Source organism: Brevundimonas sp. G8, from assembly GCF_902506205.1.
Taxonomy (GTDB): Bacteria; Pseudomonadota; Alphaproteobacteria; order Caulobacterales; family Caulobacteraceae; genus Brevundimonas.
The window spans coordinates 537,420-557,632 of sequence record NZ_LR732816.1 but is presented as its reverse complement, the minus strand read 5'-3'; the positions used below and the strand labels follow the sequence as shown (position 1 = coordinate 557,632).

Genomic DNA, 20,213 nt, shown 5'->3' with positions numbered 1-20,213 from the left:
GGGCGAGAGTGCGGTCGGGCTGCCGGCGGGGTCAGTCTCGGCGGCGGGGGCGCTGGATGACGAGGCGATCAGTGAAGCGGATGTGGCGGCGGGTCTGTTCGATGCGGCGACGGTCGAGTTGTGGCGGGTGGACTGGGCACGGCCGGATCTGAGGGTGCGGTTGTGGGCGGGTACGCTGGCGAAGATTCGGCGCGAAGGGGATGGGTTTGTCGTGGAGCTGGAAGGGCCTCTGGCGAAGCTGGAGCGGGTGGTCGGGCGGACCTATGGGCGGATGTGCGATGCGCGGCTGGGGGACCAGAGGTGCGGGGTCGCGGAGACGGCGGGGCGGGTCTGCGACAAGCGGTGGGAGACCTGCGTCGGGACGTTTGCAAATGGGGCGAACTTTCGCGGGTTCCCCGATGTGCCGGGGGATGACTTCCTGACGGCGTATCCGGCGGGGAGCGCGCGGAACGACGGCGGGAGCCGGCGGTGAGGGGCGGGGTGATGAGTTCTCCCTCCCCGGAACGGGGAGGGTCGTCGCGCAGCGATGACGGGGTGGGGACGGCAGGGGAAGCGGGCGCGGGTCGCCTGGCCCTTCCCACCCGGTCTCGCCTCCGGCTCGCCCTCCCTCCCCCGCAGGGGGAGGGAGAGGTTGGTGCGCTTGTCGTTACATCGGCCCGATTTTGGCTGGGCACGCCGTATCGGCATCAGGCCAGTGTGAGGGGCGTGGGCGCGGATTGCCTGGGGCTGGTGCGTGGGGTGTGGCGCGAGGTGGCAGGCGAGGAGCCGGAGGTCTTGCCGGCCTATTCGGCGGACTGGGCCGAGGTCGGCGGGCGCGAGACGTTGCTGGAGGCGGCGGGGCGGTGGCTGAGGCCTGTCGCTGTTGATCAGATGCGGGCGGGGGATGTGCTGCTGTTTCGCATGTCGCCGGGGGCGGCGGTGAAGCATTGCGCCATCCTGAGCGACGTCGGCGGGCCGGAGCCGAGAATGATCCACGCCTACTGGGGACGGGCGGTGGTCGAGAGCTGGATGGGCGTGTGGTGGCGAAGGCGACTGGCGGCTGTGTTTCGCTTTCCGAAGGAGGTTTGATTGGCGCAGGTTGTTCTGAGCGCGGTGGGGCAGTCGGTCGGCGGGCCGATCGGGCGGGTGATCGGCTCGACCCTGGGGCGGGCGATCGACAATCGCGTGGTGGGGTCGCTGGGGTCGGCGCGGCAGATTGGGCCGCGCATCGAGACGCTGAAGGTGCAGGGGACGGCGGAAGGGGCGCCGATGGCCTGCGTGTTCGGGCGGGCGCGGGTGACGGGTCAGGTGATCTGGGCGGCGCGGTTCCTGGAAGGCAAATCGAAAGGGAGGAGACGCCCGCGCCGGTTCCCACCCCGTCCGCGCCGCCCCCCACGCCGGATGCGACGCCGGTCGAGGCCGAGGTCGTGCCGCTGTATCGGGTCGAGGTGCCGACCTACGCCGTGCTGCCGCCGGCCGCCTATCACTTGGCCCTGTCATCCCTTGGGACCTTCCATGAGCGGCGGGGCGATCAGGCCTTGCTGGACGGCGGCGGCGCCCTGCCCAACAGCTGGGCGCGGGTGTTCGGCGAGGACCTGGAACGCAAATGGAGCGGGACGGTAAGTCCGACCTTCGACGGCCATCTGTCCGGGTTCCAGCTGGGTCAGGACCTCATCGGCTGGAACGAGGGCGCCCATCGCATCGGCATACTCGGCGGCCAGTCGCGTATGCACGGCGACGTGCGCGGACAGGCGCTGGGCTGGAACGACCTGGCCGTCGGCGACGCCGAGATCGAGAGCGACAGCCTGGGCCTTTACTGGACCCATGTCGCCCCGACCGGCCGATATCTGGACGTGGTGGTGATGAAGTCGTGGTTCGACGGGCGCAGCCGCTCCAGCGCCGACGTGGGGATCGACTTCAAGGGTGACGGCCTGACCGCGACGGTGGAGGGCGGCTATCCCATCGCCGTCGGGCGTCAGTGGTCGCTGGAGCCGCAGGCGCAGGTGGTGTGGCAGGACTTCGCCTTCGACGATCAGGCCGACCTGTTCTCGCCGGTGGCGTTCGAGGCCGAGGCGGCGTGGACGGCGCGCCTGGGCCTGCGGCTCCAGGGCGATCTGAGGCCCGGCGGCATGGCGGTCCGGCCGTATCTGAAGGCCGACGTCTGGCATGGGTTCGGGGCCGAACAGCGCACAGGCTTTGGCCAGGACTGGATCGTGTCCGACCTGAAGGGCACGTCGCTGGAACTGGGCGGCGGGGTCACGGCGGCGCTGACCTCGGCGATCAGCCTGTACGCCTCGGCGGACTATACGACCGAGATCGACGGGCCGGCGCGCGAGATCGTCGCGGGGACCCTCGGCGTCAGCATCCGCTGGTGAGGCGGCGCTAGGACCGGCGGACCAGGAGCACGCCCGCCAGAACCAGGCCCACGCCGGCGATGCGGCCGATGTTCAGCGGCTGGCGCGGCACGCCCAGGGCGCCGAAATGGTCCAGCGCCAGGCTGAGCAACAGCTGGCCGCCCACCATCAGGGTGATGGTCATGGCCACGCCCAGACGCGGCACGCCCCAGGCGGCGGCGACCACGAAACAGGCGCCGTAGGCCCCGCCCAGCCAGGCGTACCAGGGCAGGCCGCGCGTGGCCGCGAAGTCCGGCCGCGTGTGCATCAGGGCCGCCACGATCCCCAGCACCGTCGTGCCGACGGCGAACGAGATGAAGGCGGCGTTGACCGGGGAGGCGACCGCCGTGGCCAGTTTGGCGTTGGTCGGCGCCTGGAGCGCGGTGGCGCCGCCGGCTAAAACGACGATGAGCATGGCGATCAGGGACGGGTTCATGGCCCCTGGCTAGCACGGCTTTCGCCGGATGCGGAGGGCGGCTTGAGGCGGCCGGCGCGACGCAGGCGGCGGCGTTCGGCGCGGTTCAGGGGTTGAGGGTCGGGCGGCGTCAAAACAGGGTGCAATCTGTGCACTTCGTCCGGTTTGGACCCGGCGTCGTCGAAAACAGGGTGCAAACTGTGCACTTCGTCCAGATCGGACGGTGCGGGCGCGGCGTGCGAAAAATCAGGGTGCAATCTGTGCACATTCCGGGTTTCGGCGGGCGGGGTTTCGGCGGGCGTTTCGGGCGCCATGGACGACAGGGTCTCGAAGATCTTGAGCCAGCGCAGGGCCTCGGTCGCCTCGCCGTCCATCAGCGACAGTTGTAGGCGACGCCGCGCCGACAGGGCCATGGCCGACAGGTCGATGTCCTCGATGTCCTCAAGCTCGACGGCGGGATCATACATGTCGGGATCGTCCTGATCCTGTCGTCGCCAGCCCGCCTTGCGGGCGCGAACGCGAAAGGCCGAGAGGCCCAGGTCGTAGCGGCGGCAGACGACGCGCGCCGGCTCGCCCGCCAGATAGTCGTCGCGGGCCAGGTCCCAGACTTGCTGCGAACGGACGCGATAGACGGGGGCGGCTTGGGTCATGGGCGGACGCTGGCACGCGTCTGCGTCAGATGCGGACGTCTCTCACCAGTCGGGATCGACCGGGGCGCCGTCGAAAATTTCGGCCAGACGCGCGCGACAGCCCCGGTTCGTGTCGGCCGGCAGGTCGGACGGCGAGAACCAGCCGACCTCGGCGATCTCCCCATGGCTGGTGCGCTCGCCCTGGTCGAAGTCGTCCAGGCGGAAGACGACGACATGGTCGCCGGGAAAGAAGCGGTCGTTGGAATGGATCGAGACCAGGCGCGGCGCCGCCCGCGCGATCAGCCCGGCCTCTTCGTGCAGTTCGTGCACCACGGCAGCCTGGGTCGTCTCGCCCCGATCCACCCCGCCGCCCGGCAACCACCAGCCGGCCAGGTAGGTGTGCCGGACCATCAGCACCCGCCTCTGCGCATCCACCGCCACCGCCCGCACGCCCAGCGTCTTGCCGCGCGTCAGGCGCGACCAGGCGAAAAAGAGGGGGCGGGTGAAGGGTTCGACGTGAATGCGCCAGTTGCTCATGGCGCCACCGTGCCAGAGTCTGTGCTGGACCTAAACCACACATCCTGGCGAGGGATGTTATGCTGATCGCGAACGGAGGGCGATTGGATGTGTTTGTCGGCTGTGATCTTGTCGGTGCTGCTTTCGTTGTGGCCCGTCACCTCCGCGAGCGCTCAGGACGCAACGATGGATGCCGACCAATCCCAGCGAGAAGAAGGTTTCAAGGCGAATCTGATCGCCCGTTTGACGGCGGCAGGTGTCCAGGAGAGCGACATCACGGTAACCTATCGAGATAACTTGCAGGACTATGAAATCCTGATCGGAGGCGGGACACTGGCGAACGAGGCTATAGCGGACATAAGGACCGCGACGCGGATGGCCGGCATCGTCACCTTTGAAGACGCCGAAAACGCGGCGCGCCTGCACGCACAGGAAGCTGTCGAAGGTCGAGCCTTCATGCGGAATATGGGCGTCAAACTGAGGGCGAGTACGCCGGGTCTGCCGGTGTACGATCCAGCGGCCATGTCGCTGGCGGATTTCGCGGCGGCGTTGGAGACCTACAGCGGCTTCCAACCCAGGCAAGTGCTTTCTGTGCGCGATGATGCAACTCTCCAGATCGGCCCCGCGCAGGGGCCGGTTGATTTCGATCGATTCAGAAGACTCTTCGATGCGATTACAGCCACGCTATTCGATCATGAGGACGTAAACGTGGTGCTGGTCGGAGAGGACGGCGCTTGAACCCTGCCCCATCCCGCTTTAATCGGGGACGAACAACAGGAGCATCCCATGCTGGCTCTCGGCATCATCTTCGGCTTCATCGCCGTCATCGCGGCTTTCAATGCGTTCGAGTTCGGTCGGGTTGACTGAGACACCTCGCAGCGTCGCCCTGGTCACGGGCGGGGCGCGGCGGATCGGGCGGGCCATCTGTCTGAAGCTGGCCCAGGCCGGGTTCGACGTGGCGATCCATCATCATGCGTCGGGCGAGGATGCCCGGACCCTGGCCGACGAGATCGCGGGCCTGGGGCGGCGCGCGTGCCTGTTGCAGGCGGACCTGACGGACGAGGCCAAGGTGAGGGCGCTGGTGCCGGCGGCGGCGGAGGCGCTGGGGCCGGTCAGCGTGCTGGTCAACAACGCCTCGGTGTTCGAGGACGACCGGGTCGGCGGGCTGACGCGCGACAGCTGGGATCTGCATATCGAGACCAATCTGAGGGCGCCCCTCGTGCTGGCCGAGGCGTTCGCGGCCCAGGCCGTCGAGGGGGCCATCGTCAACCTGCTGGATCAGAAGGTGCTGAAGCCGGATCCGCGCTTCTTCTCCTACAGCCTGTCGCGCAATGGGCTGTGGTGGGCGACGCAGACCCTGGCCCAGGCGCTGGCGCCGGGCATCCGGGTCAATGGGGTGGGGCCGGGGCCGACCCTGCCGTCCATCCATCAGACGGCCGAGGATTTCGCCGCCGAGGCGCGGGCCACCCTGCTGGAAACGCCCGGCAGCCCCGAGGCGGTGGCGCAGGCCGTGCTGTGGCTGATTGACGCCCGCATGGTGACGGGCCAGATGATCGCCGTCGACGGGGGCCAGCATCTGGCCTGGCGCACCCCCGACATCCAGGAGTAGCGCGTGGTTTCCTCCTCTCACGTGACGCCGTTTCCGGCGGAAGAACCGCTGCGTTTCGAGCGGCTGAGCGTGTTCGTGCGCGGGCTGGAGGTCGAGGCCGGGATCGGGGTCTATGACCACGAACAGGGGCGGCTGCAGCGGCTGGTGATCGACGTGACGCTGGAGCTGGAGCCCAAGCCCATCGAGCGGCTGGGCGACACCATCAACTATGAGACCGTGGCCAATGCGGCGCGGGCGATTGCGGCCGAGGGGCATGTGGGGCTGGTCGAGACCTTCGCCGAACGGCTGGCGCGGGCGTGCCTGGAAGACCGGCGGGTGCTGCGCGCGATCGTGCGGATCGAAAAGCCGGGGGCCTTGCAAGGCGTGATCGCGCCGGGGTGCGAGATCGTGCTGGGGCGGTAAGGGCGGTTGCGTCGAAACTGACGGGCGGCCATTGTCGCGACCTTGAGTCCAGCCGGGCGTCCGGCGTGTGAGAAGCGATGTTCATGGCCGAGCCCGGCGATCCGAAAGACCCTGCGGTCCCCAACGACGATCACGATCACGACGCCCAGGTCGGCTTCGTCTCGCCGGCGTCGCTGACTGGGCGTGCGCGGGCGCCGGAGCCGGATCTGCGGGACGCGCGCGAGCCGGACCTTTTCGATCCGCCGGAGCCTCGCCCCTTCGACGCCTCGGGTCCGGCGACCCGGCCGACGGCGCCGTTTGCGGCCAAACCCGAGCCGAGGCCGGAGACACCCGCCGCCCCGATGCCGGTGACCCGCGCCGTTCGCGAGCGGATGACCACCGACGCCGCGCCGCGACGCGAAGGGCCGGTCGTGCCGATGCGGCTGTATGCGGTCTATGTGCTGATCCTGCTGGCGGTGCCGACGCTGGGGGTGTCGTGCCTGATGGCCTTGCTGGCGGTGACGCGACGCGCGGAAGGACAGGATGCGCTGGAGGCCAGCCACTTCGTCTATCAGAGGCGGACGCTGTGGGGCGCGGTGATCGCGGCGGTGCTGGGGGCGGTCCTGATCGTGGTCAATGTCGGGGTGCTGGTCCTGTTCGCCCTGGCGATCTGGGTGCTTGCGCGCGGCGCGTTCGGGGTGCTGAAACTGAAGAGCGGTCAGGCCGTTCCCAACCCCCGCAGCTGGCTGTTCTGAAGGACCGACGATGACGAACGAACCCAATTTCATCGCCGGACAGGAGTCCGAGGGCAAGGTCGGGGCGCTGATCGCCTGGGCCCTGTTCATCCTGTCGATCCCCAGCGCCAATGTGCTGGTCCTGATCGGCCTGGTGGTGTCCTATGTTTCGCGCGGCACGGCGACGGGCGTGGCGCGCCAGCATATCGACGCGCAGATCGCGCTGTTCTGGTCGGTGTTCTGGTGGACCATCGCAGTGTGGATCGGCATCATCGTCAGCGCCGTCGCTTCGCACATCCTGGTCGGGATACCGTTCCTGTTGCTGTTCGTGCTGGCGTGGTTCCTGCTGGGCGTCTGGTTCACCGTCAAGAGCGTGATCGGCCTGCTGAAACTGCTGAACAACAAGCCCATCTAAGCCTTACGGAACGTCCTCGCAGCCTTGGCGGTTGATCCGTCAAAGGAGAGACGCATGGGACAGTTCAAAGACGCAGAGGCCGACAACCGGTTCGAGCAGGCGTTCGACGACGACAAGGGTTCGGGCCTGGTCTGGGCCGACTATGCCGTGAAGGGCGACGCGCGGATGATCCTGCACGTCGAGGCGGAACAGTCGCTGCGCGGATCGGGCGCGGCTGGCCGGTTCATGCAGGCGATGGCCGAACATGCGCGCGAGACGGGGCTGAAGCTGTTTCCGCGCTGCAGCTACGCCGTCGCCTGGCACAAGCGCCATCCCGATTACGACGACGTTCTGGCCTGAGGTCGGCGCTTAGGTCGCAGGGCGGATCCGCCGGCAGGCGCTAGGATGGGCGCATGCAACTGATCGGACAGGCCTGGGTCTATCGTGTCGGAAATTCGCTGGTGCGGGTTGAGAACGCCTTCGGCTGGATCGGATGGGCGCAGGAGCGACTGATCGTCAATGAAGAACCGGTCCGAACGGCCGGCGCCTGGTTCGGCCTGTCGCGGGACTTCAAGGAAGACTGGCTGACGCCGACCGGTGAGGGCGAACTGGCGATCAGGCTGCGCTCGCAAGTGAACGGCATCCGCTGCCAGGCGATGCTGGAGGGCGTAGAGATCGCGCCCGAAGCCTTCTTGCAGGCCAAGTGGGGCGGTGGCCGCAACGCCTGGGCGCCGGCGGAGGCCTGGACCCCCGCCGGCAAGAAGGGATGGATCGTCGGCGTTCCCTAGCCCCCCGAATAGCCGCCGATGATGGGCAGGATTTCGCCGGTGATGAAGCTCGACATCTGAGGCGAGGCCAGGAAGACATAGGCGGGGGCGATCTCTTCCGGCTGGGCCGGGCGTTTCATCACCGTCTGGGCGCCGAACTGCGAGGTGTCCTCTGCGTCCTTGTCGGCGGGGTTCAGCGGGGTCCAGACCGGGCCGGGGGCGACCACGTTCACGCGGATGCCGCGCGGGGCCAGATGGGTTCCCAGCGAACGGGCGTAGGCGTGGATGCCGCCCTTGGTCAGGGAATAGTCCAGCAGATCCTTGTTGCCCTGAAGCCCCGTCACCGAACCGGTCATGACGATGGCGCCGCCGTTTTTCATGTGCGGGACCGCCGCCTTGGTCATGTTGAAATAGCCGTAGAGGTTGGTCTTCAGCGTGCGGTCAAAATGGTCGTAGGTCAGGTCCTCGAAGGCGCTGACGTGTTCCTGGAAGGCGGCGTTGGGCACCAGGACGTCCAGGCGGCCGAAGGCGTCCAGAGTGGCCTTGACGGCGGCCTCGGCAAAGGTCGGGTCGGAGACGTCGCCTTTCAGAACGATGGCGCGACGGCCCTCGGCCTCGACGGCGGCCTTGGTGGTTTCGGCGTCGGCGTCCTCGTCCAGGTGGCAGATAACGACATCGCAGCCCTCGCGGGCGAACAGGACGGCGACCGAGCGGCCGATGCCGGAATCGGCGCCGGTGATCAGGGCGGCGAAGCCGTCCAGCTTGCCCGAGCCTTTCCAGAAGGGGGCGTCATACATCGGGGCGGGATCGAGCGTGGCCTCGTCGCCGGGCTTGGTCTGATGCTGTTTGGGGAAGGGCGGCACGGGATAGGGGCGGGCGCCGGCCTGGACCGCGCCGGACGGTTTGTCGTCGCCGGCCGTCTGATCCTTGGCGTCGATGTCGCGCTGGATGGCGCGCTCATGATCGGCGACGTCTTCTGCGCGCGCGTGGGTTCGGTCGTCCATGGGAGGCTCCTGAAGATAGGGTCTTCAGGAAGCGGGCGAGGGCGTCGGTCGTTCCGACGGCTCAGGTTCGGTTTTCAGCCGACGCGGTGGACGATGGTCTTGATGGTCTCGGCCTTGGTCGGCAGGTCGGCGGCGAGGCGCGAGGCGATCTCGCGGGCGCCGACGGGGTAGGCGTCGCCACCGTCGGCGATGGCCTTGGCCTTGGCGGCGGCGTCGAGCAGAAGTTTCTCCAGCGCCTCGATCTCTTCCAGCGCCAGGGAGTGGGCTTCCATCTGGAGGCGTTTGACGCGGTCGGCGGTGGTTTCGGGCGCGCGCATCAGGTCATAGACGGCGGACTCGGTTTCCACGATCCGCAGGTCGGGCTTGGCGTCGGTGTTGGTCTTGTTGGTCATGGAATCGGGTCCACAGCAGGGCTGAACATCAAGGGTGGACGCGATCCCGTCGCACGTCGAGCGTGGCTGTAACGGTTGTGGCGGCTCTGTGGCCGCCACGCATCGCTTTTGGATCGATCAGAGCTCGGGCGCGCGGGCCGGGACCATCGCAGGCGCAGCGACGGGCGCCAGGACGCCGCCGGCGACCGCACGCAGCGGCGAGCGCGGCGTGTGCAGGACGGCCGGCGAAACGCTGACGCCTTCCTGGATCGGGGTGACCAGATAGCCCTTGGCGGCCATGGCGTCGCCCGAACGGACGCGCGAGGTCCAGACGGTGATCGGCGCGGCCAGCAGCAGCGGCAGGACGATCGGGGCGAACCAGGTGGCCAGGTCGGGGCGGACGCACAGCGGGATCATGAAGCCGACGCCGGCGATCATCTGCCAGCGCATGGCGCGCAGGGCGTCGGACCAGGCCAGGCCGTCGGCCTCGCGCTGCTGGGTCGACCAGCCGGTGTCGTGGCCCCAGACGATCTGGATGAAGGCCTTGGTGTTGGCGACCATCAGGATGGGGGCCAGGATGGCCGACAGGGCGATCTCGGCCGCCATGCCCTTGGCGATGGCGCGACGGCCGCCGAAGGCGCGCAGCTCTGCCGGACGGCTGAGGACCAAAGCGGCGCCCATGAACTTGGGTCCGATCAGCAGCACGCCCGACAGGAAGGAGGCCAGCATGAAGGGGGTGAACTGGGGGTTCAGGATGTAGAAGAAGCTGGTCCAGTCGACCGGATAGAACATCTGGATGAACAGGCCGACCATCAGCGACGCCAGCCACAGGGGCGAGGACAGATAGGCCATGCAGCCCATGGCCAATTGCAGGCGGCTCATGGGCGACAGGCCCTTGGCCGTGATCAGGCCCAGGTGCTGAAGGTTGCCCTGGAACCAGCGGTGGTCGCGACGGATGAAGTCGGTGATCGACGGCGGGGTCTCTTCCCACGATCCGTCCAGCGAGGCGGTGACGTGGACGGCCCAGCCGGCGCGGCGCATCAGGGCGGCCTCGACGACGTCATGGCTCATCACGTGACCGCCGAAGGGCTTGCGGCCCTTCAGGTGCGGCAGGCCGCAGCAGGCGGCGAAGGCGCGGGTGCGCAGGATGGCGTTGTGGCCCCAGTAGCTGGATTCCGAACCGGTCCAGTACGCGAGACCCGCAGCGGCGACGCGGCCGTACAGGCGCACCGAATACTGGGACACGCGGGCGAAGATGGTGCGGGCCTTGATGATGACCGGGGCGGTCTGGATCAGGCCGACGCCCGGATTGCGTTCCATGGCGTCGACCATGCGCAGCAGGGTCTCGCCGGCCATGGTGCTGTCGGCGTCCAGAACGATCATGTTCTCGTAGGCGCCGCCGAAACGACGAACCCATTCGGCCAGGTTGCCGGCCTTGCGCTCGGCATTATCCGTGCGGCGGCGATAGAAGGCCTTGGAGTTGGCGGCCATGCGGAACGACTGGAACACCGAACGCTCGTCGGCGGCGGCGTCTTCCTTGGTCGAATCGCTGAGCACGAAGATGTCGAAGGCGGAGGACGCGCCCAGGCGGGCCAGCGAGCCGTCGATCATCGCCAGGCGGGCGAAGGAGGCGCGGGCGTCTTCGTTATACAGCGGCATCAGCAAGGCCGTGCGGGTGCGCGGCAGGGGCGGGTGCGGTGAGAAGGCCAGGTCCGCCTGGTCCTTGCCGCGCAGCATGACGAACAGACCCATCAGGCCGCTGATGAACCAGCAGGAGATGGCGGTGATCAGCACCATGAAGATGCCGAAGGCCAGGATCTCGGTCCCGTCCCAGCCCTTGCGGGCGTACAGGTAGAAGGGCGTGATGGCCGACAGGCTGGTCAGGGCGATGGTGCCGGCCAGCAGCATCATGCGGCGCATGGCGACGGTGCGCGGCGAGGTCGCGGGCGTCACGTCGGCGACGGCGTCGGGCGCGCTCAGCGACTGAACCGGCATGGCCAGCGGCGCCTCGTCGGGCAGCCACGACCAGCTTGGCGTGTGAGCGCCGTGGATCGTCGTCTCGATATCAGCCTGTTCGACAGGCCGGATCGCCAGCTTGTTCATGCCGCTCTGGACGCCCCCGTGTGAACCGGATGTCCTCCCGAGGGCTGGGAGGACGCGGAGTGCTGCACTGCAACACGAACTGCATAATCGATCACATTCGCGCGATTTTCAATCACGCAATGTTGATAGAGTCAAAAAAAGAGGGGGGAAAATTTACAGCGAAGCTTCGATCGCGGCGGAAGACGGGCGAGGGGCCGGCGATTCCGTGGCGACCGACAGCAGTTTACGGTCCAGAACCCAGGCCGCAACCCCTACCCAACAAACCAGGACGATGGCGTAGAGCCGTTCCCACCAGCCGACGTTGGCGTCGTTGACCGTGCCGGGCAGGACCAGATGCTTGGTCAGGACCGTCAGGATGGCCATGACGACGAAGGTGACGGCCAGGAAGATCTTGAGGCGCGGCAGGTCGCGGCGCTTGGCCAGGCCCCAAAGCAGAAGGACGGGGGCCAGCTGAATCCCCAGCGCCAGGTTGATGACCATATGGCGCGGATCGGGCCAGGGCCACAGGGTCGAGGCGGACATGCCGGCCCCCGCCAGGACGAAGACCACGGCGATGACGGCTCCGGCGACACGCGCCCCGGTCAGGGCATAGACGGCCAGCCCAAAGCCGATGCCCGCCAGCGCCGCCATGACCCCGGCGACGAAGACCCCGCCGTTGAAGATCATCGGCGCACGCGCAGTCGCCCCGCCCAGTTCGCTGAGATACTGGGTCGCATTGTTGAAACCGGGGTAGGCCAGGATGGCGGCGGCCACGACCGTCAGGGCCAGCAGCGGGGCGGCCACGCCGACGCCCAGCAGGCGACGGCGGCGGTGATAACGCAGTTTTGGCTTCAGCAGCGCCTGGAGGTCCAGCGGCCAGGGCCGGTCATCCAGCGGTTTCAGCCCCCACAGCGGCCGGATGACCGGAATGCGCCGCACGACCTCATAGACCGCCAGGCTGCCGACGAAGGTGATGGCGATCAGGGACAGCAGCTCGACCGGCGCAGGCAAATTGGCCGGACGGATGATCCAGACGGCGGCCACCAGCACCGTCTGGTGCGCCAGATAGAAGGGGAAGGTGGCCTGGGTCAGATAGTTCAGCAGGGGCCCGCCCCGGTCGCGCAGATGTTTCGAGCCGAAGCCCAGGATGGCGACGATCACCGCCCACTGGTCGATGCCGTAGACGACCGCCTTGGGCACGCCCCAGAAGGCCCGCCCGCCCGGATGCCAGACCTGGATCATCATGATCGGCAGGGCGACCGCCGCCAGGGCCAGGGCGATCCAGCGATAGCGCTCCATCGTGCGCCACAGGCTTTCGCGCCTGACGATGCTGAAGCCGAACAGGAAGGCGACCAGCGACAGGGCGTGATTGTACCAGTCGTTGTGCAGGGTGTTGGTCAGGCCGAACCAGGGGAACAGGCCGATGCGGATGGCGATCAGATACAGGATCGGCAGGATCAGCAGCCACGGCCCCTGAAGCGCCTTTTCCAGCCCGTCGCCCAGACGGTCGATCAGGCCGGGCACGCGCCACAGCAGGACGGCGACGAGACTGTAGACCGCGATATAGACGATGAACCACAGGTGGTTGACGGGGATGCCGTCGGCGATACCGCTCCAGCTGAACTCATGCACCAGCCAGGCGGCGTAGCCCGCCACGCCATTCGGCCAGCCGCCCTTGTCCATCGACTCGATCCACGACTGGATCGGCACCAGGACCAGCGCCCCGAAGATCAGCGGCGGGACCAGGCGGGCGAACCGGGTGCGGGCGACCTGGCGCGGGGTGCGCCGGAACGTCATGAACCGCAGCGCAGCGCCCGACACCAGAAACAACAGGGTCAGCCGCCAGGGATTGGTGATCAGGATCGCTTCGCGCATCCACTCGAAGGTGTGGGCGCTGTGGATGTGCCAGTCGTAGACCCCGTAGACCAGGCCCACATGATACAGGATCAGCAGACCGAAGGCGCCGACCCGGATCCAGTCGAGATCATAACGGCGCACGGACGGGGATACGGACGGGTTCACGGCCGCGTCTATGATCCGGGGACGCGGATCAGGCAAGACGCCGGATGGACGCGGGGCGGCTGGTCCGCGCCATAGCCCGATCAGGCTGAAGCCGTGGTCAGTCCCAGCGCCTTCAGCGTCGCGGCGATGGAGGCATCCTGTTCGGCGCGGTATAGGGCCATCTCGTCCTGGACCGGACGGCCGAGCGCTTGTTCGAAGTCGGCCTTGGCCGGGTCGGCGGCATAGGCGGCGGCGCGGGCCTCGGCGCCCAGGTTGGATTGGAAGATGCCGGCGGCGCTGACCGGCAGGAAGTCTTCGTAGGTGATCGGTTCGGCGACGACGTGACCCAGGGCGATCAGGTCTTCCAGGTCGGCGGTCTCCGCCCGCGCAGCCAGCCCTTGCGGCGTCGCGCGATAGCGGAACCAGGCCAGGTCGCCGCGTCGCAGCGCGTCCCAGTCGTCTGGCAGGGCCGAGAAATCCTTGGACGCTAAAGCCGCGTCATACAGCGCGCGTCCGGCGGGGGTCAGGGCGCAGCCGCGCTGTTCGATCTCGCCGAAGCGGGCGGTGTGGGTTCCGGCTGTGGTCCCTTGCGCGCCCGGGAAGGCGATGGCTTCCTCCAGCGCCTTGAAACTGGTCTGGCGCAGAAGGATGGGACAGGCGCGGGCGGGCGGACCCTCGATGGTTTCCTTAGGGCTTATGCCGCGCGCGGGCATGGCCGCCTGGGCCGCGTCGATGTCGAGCGTGCGCGGCGTCAGGTGGTTGATGTGCGGTCCCTTGAAGCTGACCACGTCGGCGATCAGCCGGTGGGCGGCGACCAGGTGTTCGTAGGTCTCAGCGCTGACGGTTGCCTGGGCGTGCCAGCGGAAGGTCTCCAGCAGTTCGGACACGAACCGGTCGGCCTGGTCCTCGTCCAGGCCGCCGGCGGTCTCGGCCGTCTGGATCAGCTCACGCGCGCCGGGGGTGAAGATGTCGCGGCGGGCCAGGGTCTCTGCGGCTTCCTCGCGCAGGGCCGCATCCTCGATCAGTTCCAGCCGCAGCAGGGAGGTGAAGACCCGGAACGGATTGCGCGCCAGGGCCGCCGGATCGACGGGGCGGAAGGCGGTGGAATGCACCGGCACCCCGGCCGGCGCCAGGTTGTAATAGCTGACCGGCTGCATCCCCATGACCGCGAAGGCGCGGGCGATGGTGGCCAGTTCGGCCGCCGTGCCGACGCGGATGGCGCCGTGGCGCTCCTCCGACAATCGCGCCAGTTCGCCCGACGCCGCCAGCCGGTCCGCCCTGCTCGCATCGGCCTTCAACGTAGCGGCGTTGATGTCGGCCACCAGCGTCAGCAGGTCGCCGTATTGCGGCACCTCGGCCCGATACAGCGCGGACAGGGCGGCCGAGAACCGGCTGCGGATCTCGTCAGGATGGACGAAGGCGGACATGATCGCTCCCACTTTTCGCCGATCCATAGGCCGGTCGGCCGCCGGTTGGAACCCGGCGGCCGTTCAGATCAGGCCGCGACGCCCACGCCGATCGGGCAGACCACGCCGGTCCCGCCGATGCCGCAGTATCCGGCTGGGTTCTTGGCCAGATAGCCCTGGTGGTAACCCTCGGCGTAGAAATATTCGCCGGCCGGTTCGATCTCGGTGGTGATGGCGCCACGCCCAGCCGCCATCAGGGCGCCTTGATAGGCGTCGCGCGAGCGTTCCGCCTCGGCCTGCTGTTCGGCGTTCACGGTGTAGATGGCCGAGCGGTAGGTGGTGCCGACATCATTGCCCTGACGCATGCCTTGCGTCGGATCGTGATTTTCCCAGAAGGCCTTGAGCAGTTCGGAATAGGTAATGACGGCGGGGTCGAACACGACCTTGACCACCTCGGTATGGCCGGTGCGGCCGGTGCAGGTCTCTTCATAGGTCGGGTTCGGCGTGATCCCGCCGGCATAGCCGGCCGAGGTCACCCAAACCCCCGGCAGTTGCCAGAAGATGCGCTCCACGCCCCAGAAACAGCCCATGCCGAAGATGGCCGTCTGGAACCCCTCGGGATAGGGGCCCTTCAGAGGATTGCCGCTGACATAGTGGTTCGCATCGGTGGCCAGAGGTTCGGCGCGGCCCGGCAGGGCGGTCTCGGCGGTGGGCATTTCGTGACTTTTCTTGAACAGCATTTGCGGCTCCCTCATCGGAAAATGGCGTTGAAGTCCATATGGGGATGCGAGAGGCGCTTGCCGAGGGGGCGAGGGTGTTCTATCAGGCCCGCCTCCCGCCGGATCGACCTCCGGCGGCACGCAAGACGCAGCGTGAAACGGACAGGTGGCGGAGTGGTCGATCGCGCACGCTTGGAAAGCGTGTGTAGGTGAAAGCCTACCGAGGGTTCGAATCCCTCTCTGTCCGCCACTTCCTTTCTATTTTCTCGCATTTTCAAGTACTTACGGCGGGGTGACGTTTCGTCCCTAAGTCTGGCCCTAAGGGCGTATTTTGCTGTGCATAAGCTGCTTAGATGCAGATCGCGCGCTGCTCATTGAACCGATCCCAAACCACGGTGGTCCCGCTGCGAACCATTGCGCAGTTCACTTCTTGATCGGTAACCGTCCAGCAGATGGCAGTGATGCGGTTGTAGCTCGTGCCTGTCTTCTCACAGGAGAGTCTCTGCCCAGACACTAAAGCCCTCAAGGTTGTGGTCGCCGAAGCTGCCGACGCTTGTGGGCAAGGATGACCCGGCGAACATCTTTCGTCGCTCTCCCGAGCGGCAACGGCGTGAAGACGAACCCTAGTGCCGTCCTCACACCTGAACGTGTCACCGTCGTTCACATAGGCGACTTCGCAGGAGAACCGACTAGCCGGTCGTTTTAAAGTTACAACGGGCTGTGGTGAAACCTCTCCACCAACCAACCGAAGTGGGTCAGGAGACGGCCAGAGCAGCACCGCCATGAAAATCGCAGCCATCATTGCAAGGATTGCAACGACGAACCGCGCATTACGCTGGTCCTTGCGCCGCCTAGGCCGACCCACATGGCGTTTTGGCCTACGAAGCTGTGGCTTTGGTTTGCGTACAGGTGCCACCGGATCACGCTAGGGGCAGACCCCAAACAGATCGTTTCCCTTACGGAGCTAAAGCAGCCTCAGCTTCAGCCCGAGTAAAGAACACGTTCTCAGGCACACCGCCCATCCGGCAGGTGACGTAGTAGGTGTCGGGCGCTCAACGATATCAAAGCCTTAGCCGTCCCTGTCAAACCTTTTGGCCTAGCGTCAAGCCGTTGATCAAACGATGGTTATCAGATGTTCGGCAACTGCGAAGATGCATCCAACGTGGAGATACAACAGGCAGATCGGTGCGTCTTACAATAAGAGAGAAACTGTCGCCTGCAAGAACTTCACGCCTATTTACTGCATAAAACAAAAAAGTGCTTTGGTTGTCTACTGTGAGTTGCGCGCGGATCGAAATGGTCGTATGAAATATATTAGAGCAACGGGATTCCGTGTGACGCCGCAATCGACTCAAAACGGGGAGAAAATAAATGAAAGAAATATTTCCGTCCTATTATAAGCTTTCTAATGAAGATGTATCTGACATTTGGTCTAAGGGTACGTTCGTATTAGATGCAAATGTTTTGTTGAATCTCTACAGGTATCCTTTGGAAGCGCGGGACGACATCCTTAGGGTTCTAAGTGCTGTAAAGGATAGGCTATGGATACCTCATCATGCCGCTCTTGAATTTCAACGCAACAGACTATCCGTCATATCGGAGCAAATGAAAAGATATAGGGATGTAAGAGATATTGCGAAAGACATAATAAAAAGTGTCGAGAACGGTACAGAAAAGCTACAACTAAGGCAGAGGCACTCGTCAATCAATATTGATTCCTTCATTTTGAAACTCGAGCCTGTAATTTCGGATTTTATTAGTACGCTAGATGAGCTTGAGAGACATCAAAATGATGTCCATGATCATGATCAGCTTAGAGATATGATCGATGAGCTATGCGATGGAAAAGTGGGATCGGGCCTAAATAGAGAAGAATACGAATCTATATCAAAGGAAGGGAAAGAAAGGTTCGCTAATAAGGTGCCGCCCGGATATCTTGACATAGGCAAAGACAAGTCGGCCAATCCATCATTCTCATACAATGGGGTTGTGATGGAGAGACAGTACGGTGACCTGATTGTATGGAAACAAATTGTAAGCTTCGCCAAAGGTGACCAAAGTAAAGACATAATTTACATTACTGATGATACGAAAGAAGACTGGTGGTGGGTCGTCGATTCTGGAGGTAAGAAAAAAATCGGTCCACGGCCGGAGCTTGTAGAGGAGCTATATACAGAAGCCGCTGGGGCAAGGCTCATCATGAGCACGTCACTCTCTTTATTGAAGTCTGCATCTGAATATCTTTCTCTAGAAATCAACCAGTCGTCTATAGATCAGGTCAGAGATGTAACGACTATTAACGAATTCTATAAAGGTGACATGTATGGAAAAGCATTTGATGCTGTCAGGTCATGGGTAAAGGCAGAAAACCCATTTGGACTGCTCGACGAGTCCTATGATGACATCGACATAATAGTATTTAATGAGTCCACCGGGAAAAAAACGGCATATCATTTTTACCCGGTGGTGAATCACGATATCAGTTTGCTCCACGTAACGAACCGTACTCGCGAGTTGTTGGAATCCTGTGCTGAGGCAGGTGTAGAGGTAGCCGTGTTCATGTTGTTGATGCGAAGCAAGGAGCTATTTGACTCTCTCTCTGAAGCGATTGCTTCTGGTCAATCCTCTCCGTCGCAGGGCGTAAATATCGTTGTTGCACTTGGTCAAGACTCGACTGGCGACGTTTTCACCATTGTTGATACGAGGCGCTTTCCAGAGAGGGCGGTGGAGCGCCTGACTTTCTAGGACAGTCAGCCACGCCAACAACGATCAATGACGTATACCTCAGTGAGACGTGACGCTGAGACACGAAAGGCGTCTCAATAGGCTTGCAATCCGCGCTTCTGAGATTCAGAATTCAACGATCTTAGAACCTATTGAGACAACCCCATGGCCTTGATCGGTTACGCCCGCGTTTCCAGCAGTGGACAATCCCTTGAGGTCCAGCGCGACCAACTCCTAGCCGCTGGCTGCACCCGCGTTTTCGAAGAGAAGCGTAGCGGCCTATCCCAAGACGGGCGTGAGCAGTTAGCCCTAGCTCTGGAATATGTACGGGATGGGGACGTGCTGATTGTCACCCGGCTAGACCGACTGGCTCGGTCCATCACCGATCTACGGCAGATCGTGGACCGCGTGACGGCTAAAGAAGTTGGCTTCCGTGCACTCCAACAGGGCGACCTAGATACCTCCACCTCTAATGGACGGCTCATGCTCAATATGCTTGGCGCATTCGCTGAGTTTGAGGCTGACCTGCGGCGTGAGCGCCAGAGAGAAGGGATCGATAAAGCCAAAGCGAACGGCATCTACAAAGGCAGGAAGCCTACCGTCCCTACTGAGGAGGTTCGCACCCTGCGCAGCGAGGGCGTCGCGCCTAGCGAGATTGCCAAGCGTCTGGGGATAGGAAGAGCCAGTGTGTATCGGGCGTTAGCAACGTAGGGGCGCTACCCCTCTGAGCCGCCCACGCCGTCTTTGGAGGGCCTTGATCCGGCGAAAAATTGGCGGATAGGTCCTTGGGCCTCGTGGGCTGGTGAGCCGGGACTATCTTTTTCAACCAGCCGCAAGGGAGCTTCGCCCAACCGGTCCAAAGCAATCCCGAATAGGCGTTTCGTGAGTTCAGAATCAATTTGAGCAGCTTCAGCCCGGTACCCTTCGTAAGCTTTAGCGACAGCAGCTTTATACCCGTAGTCTTCAGCGAGCCTGAAGCGTTGGCCAATCTGACGTGTCAGAATCCAAGCCAGCCACACAGGCGCAGATACGCTCAGGGCCGTAAAGGTGACATTCACCCATAGGACGTTGAAGTTGACATTGGGTTGAAGCATCAACTTGTGGACGAATTCGACCCTGAAGAAGGTTATTGTGGCTCCACACCCTAGCGCCACCAAAAGGATAAGCCCTAACACCAACGTGCTGCGGTGTAGCTTACTCGCTCGTTCAGCAAAAGCCGCACCAAGCCCTACTGTTGTGGCCGCGCTGTAAGCGGAGTTCGCTCTAGCCAGCACTTTTTGTGCTTCGACATCAGCTAGAACAAGTTTTTCCTCAATCAACTGAACCTCTTTGAGGCTCTCGTTTGCTTTTCCTGTTACGTCTGCCAACTCTTGCTGGGCGACGGCGTACTGCGAGCGGGCATCTGCCAGACTTTGCACATCAGCCGGGAGTTCTTGCGCAACCAGATGGACCGCATTGATGGTATCCACTTTGGACTGAAGGTCCGACTGCTCAACCCCCAGTCGCTCTATGGCGCTAGCAGTGCGCCTAAGAACCCTCAGTTGCGAAGCGGGAAGAAGGTTCCGGTCTTCAATAGCTTTCAGATCAAGCGTTGTATTATCGGATGGTAAGTACTGAGACAGAATTGTGTCGATATTTTCTACAAGGCTATTAATGACAACGTATACATGAGCTGCGTTCCCTCCCGGAAGGTTATTGACTACGTTCCCGAGAATATACTGAATGCGTTGAGCTACAAGTGACAGGCGGCGCACGTCATCAGCCGTGATGACGGCATCCTGAACGCTCTGAATGAGCGCTTTCGGGCTTCGAACATATGCTGCGAAATCGGGGCCGCTCATGGCGGGCATATTCCAGCCCCACAACTCCATAAACGCGCTCTCGCTTGGTGTCATGGCGGCGATCTGAACAGCTAAGCTATCGAGGGCTCCCGAAACCTCGTTCAACACCCGCGTTGCTTCTTCAGTCATGACCGCCCCACACTTCCGCGAATCTATGTTCGCCCAAGGAGGTATTGGCGGTCCATACAACCAAAGGTCAAGCTTTAGCTGCTGCCAGCCTTGGTTTCCGACCATCGCTGCATGCGCCC

22 protein-coding genes and 1 tRNA gene are annotated in these 20,213 nt (G+C 64.2%); 13 read left to right on the top strand and 10 right to left on the bottom strand.

What is annotated here, in order from left to right:
- The 3 genes from CHRYSEO8AT_RS02665 to CHRYSEO8AT_RS02655 all read left to right on the top strand — a co-directional run.
- Positions 1-472, top strand: a 472-nt coding sequence (locus CHRYSEO8AT_RS02665; RefSeq protein WP_159845866.1) for a DUF2163 domain-containing protein, incomplete at its 5' end; no start/stop codon positions are given.
- A gap of 11 nt (positions 473-483) precedes the next feature.
- Entirely contained in the window at positions 484-1,068 is a 585-nt protein-coding gene (locus CHRYSEO8AT_RS16225) for an NlpC/P60 family protein (RefSeq protein WP_159845863.1), read from the top strand.
- Positions 1,017-2,354, top strand: coding sequence for an autotransporter outer membrane beta-barrel domain-containing protein (locus tag CHRYSEO8AT_RS02655; protein WP_370514221.1), 1,338 nt, complete (start codon positions 1,017-1,019; stop codon positions 2,352-2,354). Before CHRYSEO8AT_RS16225 ends, CHRYSEO8AT_RS02655 begins: the two co-directional genes overlap by 52 nt.
- Before the next feature lie 7 nt (positions 2,355-2,361).
- Here CHRYSEO8AT_RS02655 and CHRYSEO8AT_RS02650 read toward each other — a convergent pair whose 3' ends face one another.
- The 3 genes from CHRYSEO8AT_RS02650 to CHRYSEO8AT_RS02640 are packed head-to-tail and all read right to left on the bottom strand — an operon-like array spanning position 2,362 to position 3,953.
- Positions 2,362-2,808: a DMT family transporter gene (locus CHRYSEO8AT_RS02650; protein WP_159845857.1), complete on the bottom strand. Its 447-nt coding sequence runs from the start codon at positions 2,806-2,808 to the stop codon at positions 2,362-2,364.
- On the bottom strand, positions 2,805-3,437 hold the full coding sequence (locus CHRYSEO8AT_RS02645) for a hypothetical protein (RefSeq protein WP_159845854.1): 633 nt from the start codon (positions 3,435-3,437) through the stop codon (positions 2,805-2,807). Before CHRYSEO8AT_RS02645 ends, CHRYSEO8AT_RS02650 begins: the two co-directional genes overlap by 4 nt.
- Positions 3,438-3,479: 42 nt before the next feature.
- Positions 3,480-3,953, bottom strand: a complete 474-nt coding sequence (locus CHRYSEO8AT_RS02640; RefSeq protein WP_159845851.1) for an NUDIX domain-containing protein — start codon at positions 3,951-3,953, stop codon at positions 3,480-3,482.
- A 165-nt stretch (positions 3,954-4,118) separates the two neighbouring features.
- Between CHRYSEO8AT_RS02640 and CHRYSEO8AT_RS02635 the strand changes: the two genes are divergently transcribed.
- From CHRYSEO8AT_RS02635 to CHRYSEO8AT_RS02605, 7 genes are all read left to right on the top strand, one after another.
- Entirely contained in the window at positions 4,119-4,670 is a 552-nt protein-coding gene (locus CHRYSEO8AT_RS02635) for a hypothetical protein (protein ID WP_159845848.1), read from the top strand.
- 121 nt (positions 4,671-4,791) lie between these two features.
- Positions 4,792-5,541 (top strand): SDR family oxidoreductase, encoded by a 750-nt coding sequence (locus CHRYSEO8AT_RS02630; protein WP_236547396.1) that lies wholly within the window; start codon positions 4,792-4,794, stop codon positions 5,539-5,541.
- Positions 5,542-5,544: 3 nt separating this feature from the next.
- A complete protein-coding gene (gene folB, locus CHRYSEO8AT_RS02625; RefSeq protein WP_159845842.1) occupies positions 5,545-5,943 on the top strand; it encodes a dihydroneopterin aldolase in 399 nt (132 codons plus the stop codon).
- Positions 5,944-6,026: 83 nt separating this feature from the next.
- Positions 6,027-6,677: a hypothetical protein gene (locus tag CHRYSEO8AT_RS02620; RefSeq protein WP_201304334.1), complete on the top strand. Its 651-nt coding sequence runs from the start codon at positions 6,027-6,029 to the stop codon at positions 6,675-6,677.
- Between the two features lie 10 nt (positions 6,678-6,687).
- Entirely contained in the window at positions 6,688-7,071 is a 384-nt protein-coding gene (locus CHRYSEO8AT_RS02615; RefSeq protein WP_159845836.1) for a hypothetical protein, read from the top strand.
- A 54-nt stretch (positions 7,072-7,125) separates the two neighbouring features.
- Positions 7,126-7,410, top strand: a complete 285-nt coding sequence (locus tag CHRYSEO8AT_RS02610) for a GNAT family N-acetyltransferase (RefSeq protein WP_159845832.1) — start codon at positions 7,126-7,128, stop codon at positions 7,408-7,410.
- A 53-nt stretch (positions 7,411-7,463) separates the two neighbouring features.
- Positions 7,464-7,838 (top strand): hypothetical protein, encoded by a 375-nt coding sequence (locus CHRYSEO8AT_RS02605; RefSeq protein WP_159845829.1) that lies wholly within the window; start codon positions 7,464-7,466, stop codon positions 7,836-7,838.
- Here CHRYSEO8AT_RS02605 and CHRYSEO8AT_RS02600 read toward each other — a convergent pair.
- The 6 genes from CHRYSEO8AT_RS02600 to msrA all read right to left on the bottom strand — a co-directional run bounded on the left by CHRYSEO8AT_RS02600 (position 7,835) and on the right by msrA (position 15,421).
- Positions 7,835-8,821, bottom strand: a complete 987-nt coding sequence (locus CHRYSEO8AT_RS02600; RefSeq protein ID WP_159845826.1) for an SDR family oxidoreductase — start codon at positions 8,819-8,821, stop codon at positions 7,835-7,837. The two genes, CHRYSEO8AT_RS02605 and CHRYSEO8AT_RS02600, sit on opposite strands and share 4 nt — an antisense overlap.
- A 74-nt stretch (positions 8,822-8,895) precedes the next feature.
- Positions 8,896-9,213 carry a hypothetical protein gene (locus CHRYSEO8AT_RS02595; protein ID WP_159845823.1) on the bottom strand — a complete coding sequence of 106 codons (318 nt, stop codon included), beginning with the start codon at positions 9,211-9,213 and terminating at the stop codon, positions 8,896-8,898.
- A 117-nt stretch (positions 9,214-9,330) separates the two neighbouring features.
- Entirely contained in the window at positions 9,331-11,295 is a 1,965-nt protein-coding gene (gene mdoH / locus CHRYSEO8AT_RS02590) for a glucans biosynthesis glucosyltransferase MdoH (RefSeq protein WP_159845820.1), read from the bottom strand.
- A gap of 153 nt (positions 11,296-11,448) precedes the next feature.
- On the bottom strand, positions 11,449-13,296 hold the full coding sequence (locus CHRYSEO8AT_RS02585) for an acyltransferase family protein (protein WP_236547395.1): 1,848 nt from the start codon (positions 13,294-13,296) through the stop codon (positions 11,449-11,451).
- 80 nt (positions 13,297-13,376) lie between these two features.
- On the bottom strand, positions 13,377-14,702 hold the full coding sequence (locus tag CHRYSEO8AT_RS02580; protein WP_159845814.1) for a VOC family protein: 1,326 nt from the start codon (positions 14,700-14,702) through the stop codon (positions 13,377-13,379).
- Between the two features lie 68 nt (positions 14,703-14,770).
- Entirely contained in the window at positions 14,771-15,421 is a 651-nt protein-coding gene (msrA, locus tag CHRYSEO8AT_RS02575; protein ID WP_159845811.1) for a peptide-methionine (S)-S-oxide reductase MsrA, read from the bottom strand.
- A 139-nt stretch (positions 15,422-15,560) separates the two neighbouring features.
- On the opposite strand from msrA, the gene CHRYSEO8AT_RS02570 reads away from it, so the two are divergent.
- The 3 genes from CHRYSEO8AT_RS02570 to CHRYSEO8AT_RS02560 all read left to right on the top strand — a co-directional run bounded on the left by CHRYSEO8AT_RS02570 (position 15,561) and on the right by CHRYSEO8AT_RS02560 (position 18,835).
- Positions 15,561-15,650: transfer RNA gene (locus CHRYSEO8AT_RS02570), tRNA-Ser, on the top strand.
- Positions 15,651-16,771: 1,121 nt separating this feature from the next.
- Entirely contained in the window at positions 16,772-18,145 is a 1,374-nt protein-coding gene (locus CHRYSEO8AT_RS02565; protein WP_159845808.1) for a PIN-like domain-containing protein, read from the top strand.
- A gap of 144 nt (positions 18,146-18,289) precedes the next feature.
- Entirely contained in the window at positions 18,290-18,835 is a 546-nt protein-coding gene (locus CHRYSEO8AT_RS02560; RefSeq protein WP_159845805.1) for a recombinase family protein, read from the top strand.
- A gap of 5 nt (positions 18,836-18,840) precedes the next feature.
- Here CHRYSEO8AT_RS02560 and CHRYSEO8AT_RS02555 read toward each other — a convergent pair whose 3' ends face one another.
- Entirely contained in the window at positions 18,841-20,094 is a 1,254-nt protein-coding gene (locus CHRYSEO8AT_RS02555) for a hypothetical protein (protein WP_159845802.1), read from the bottom strand.
- Positions 20,095-20,213 lie beyond the last annotated feature (119 nt).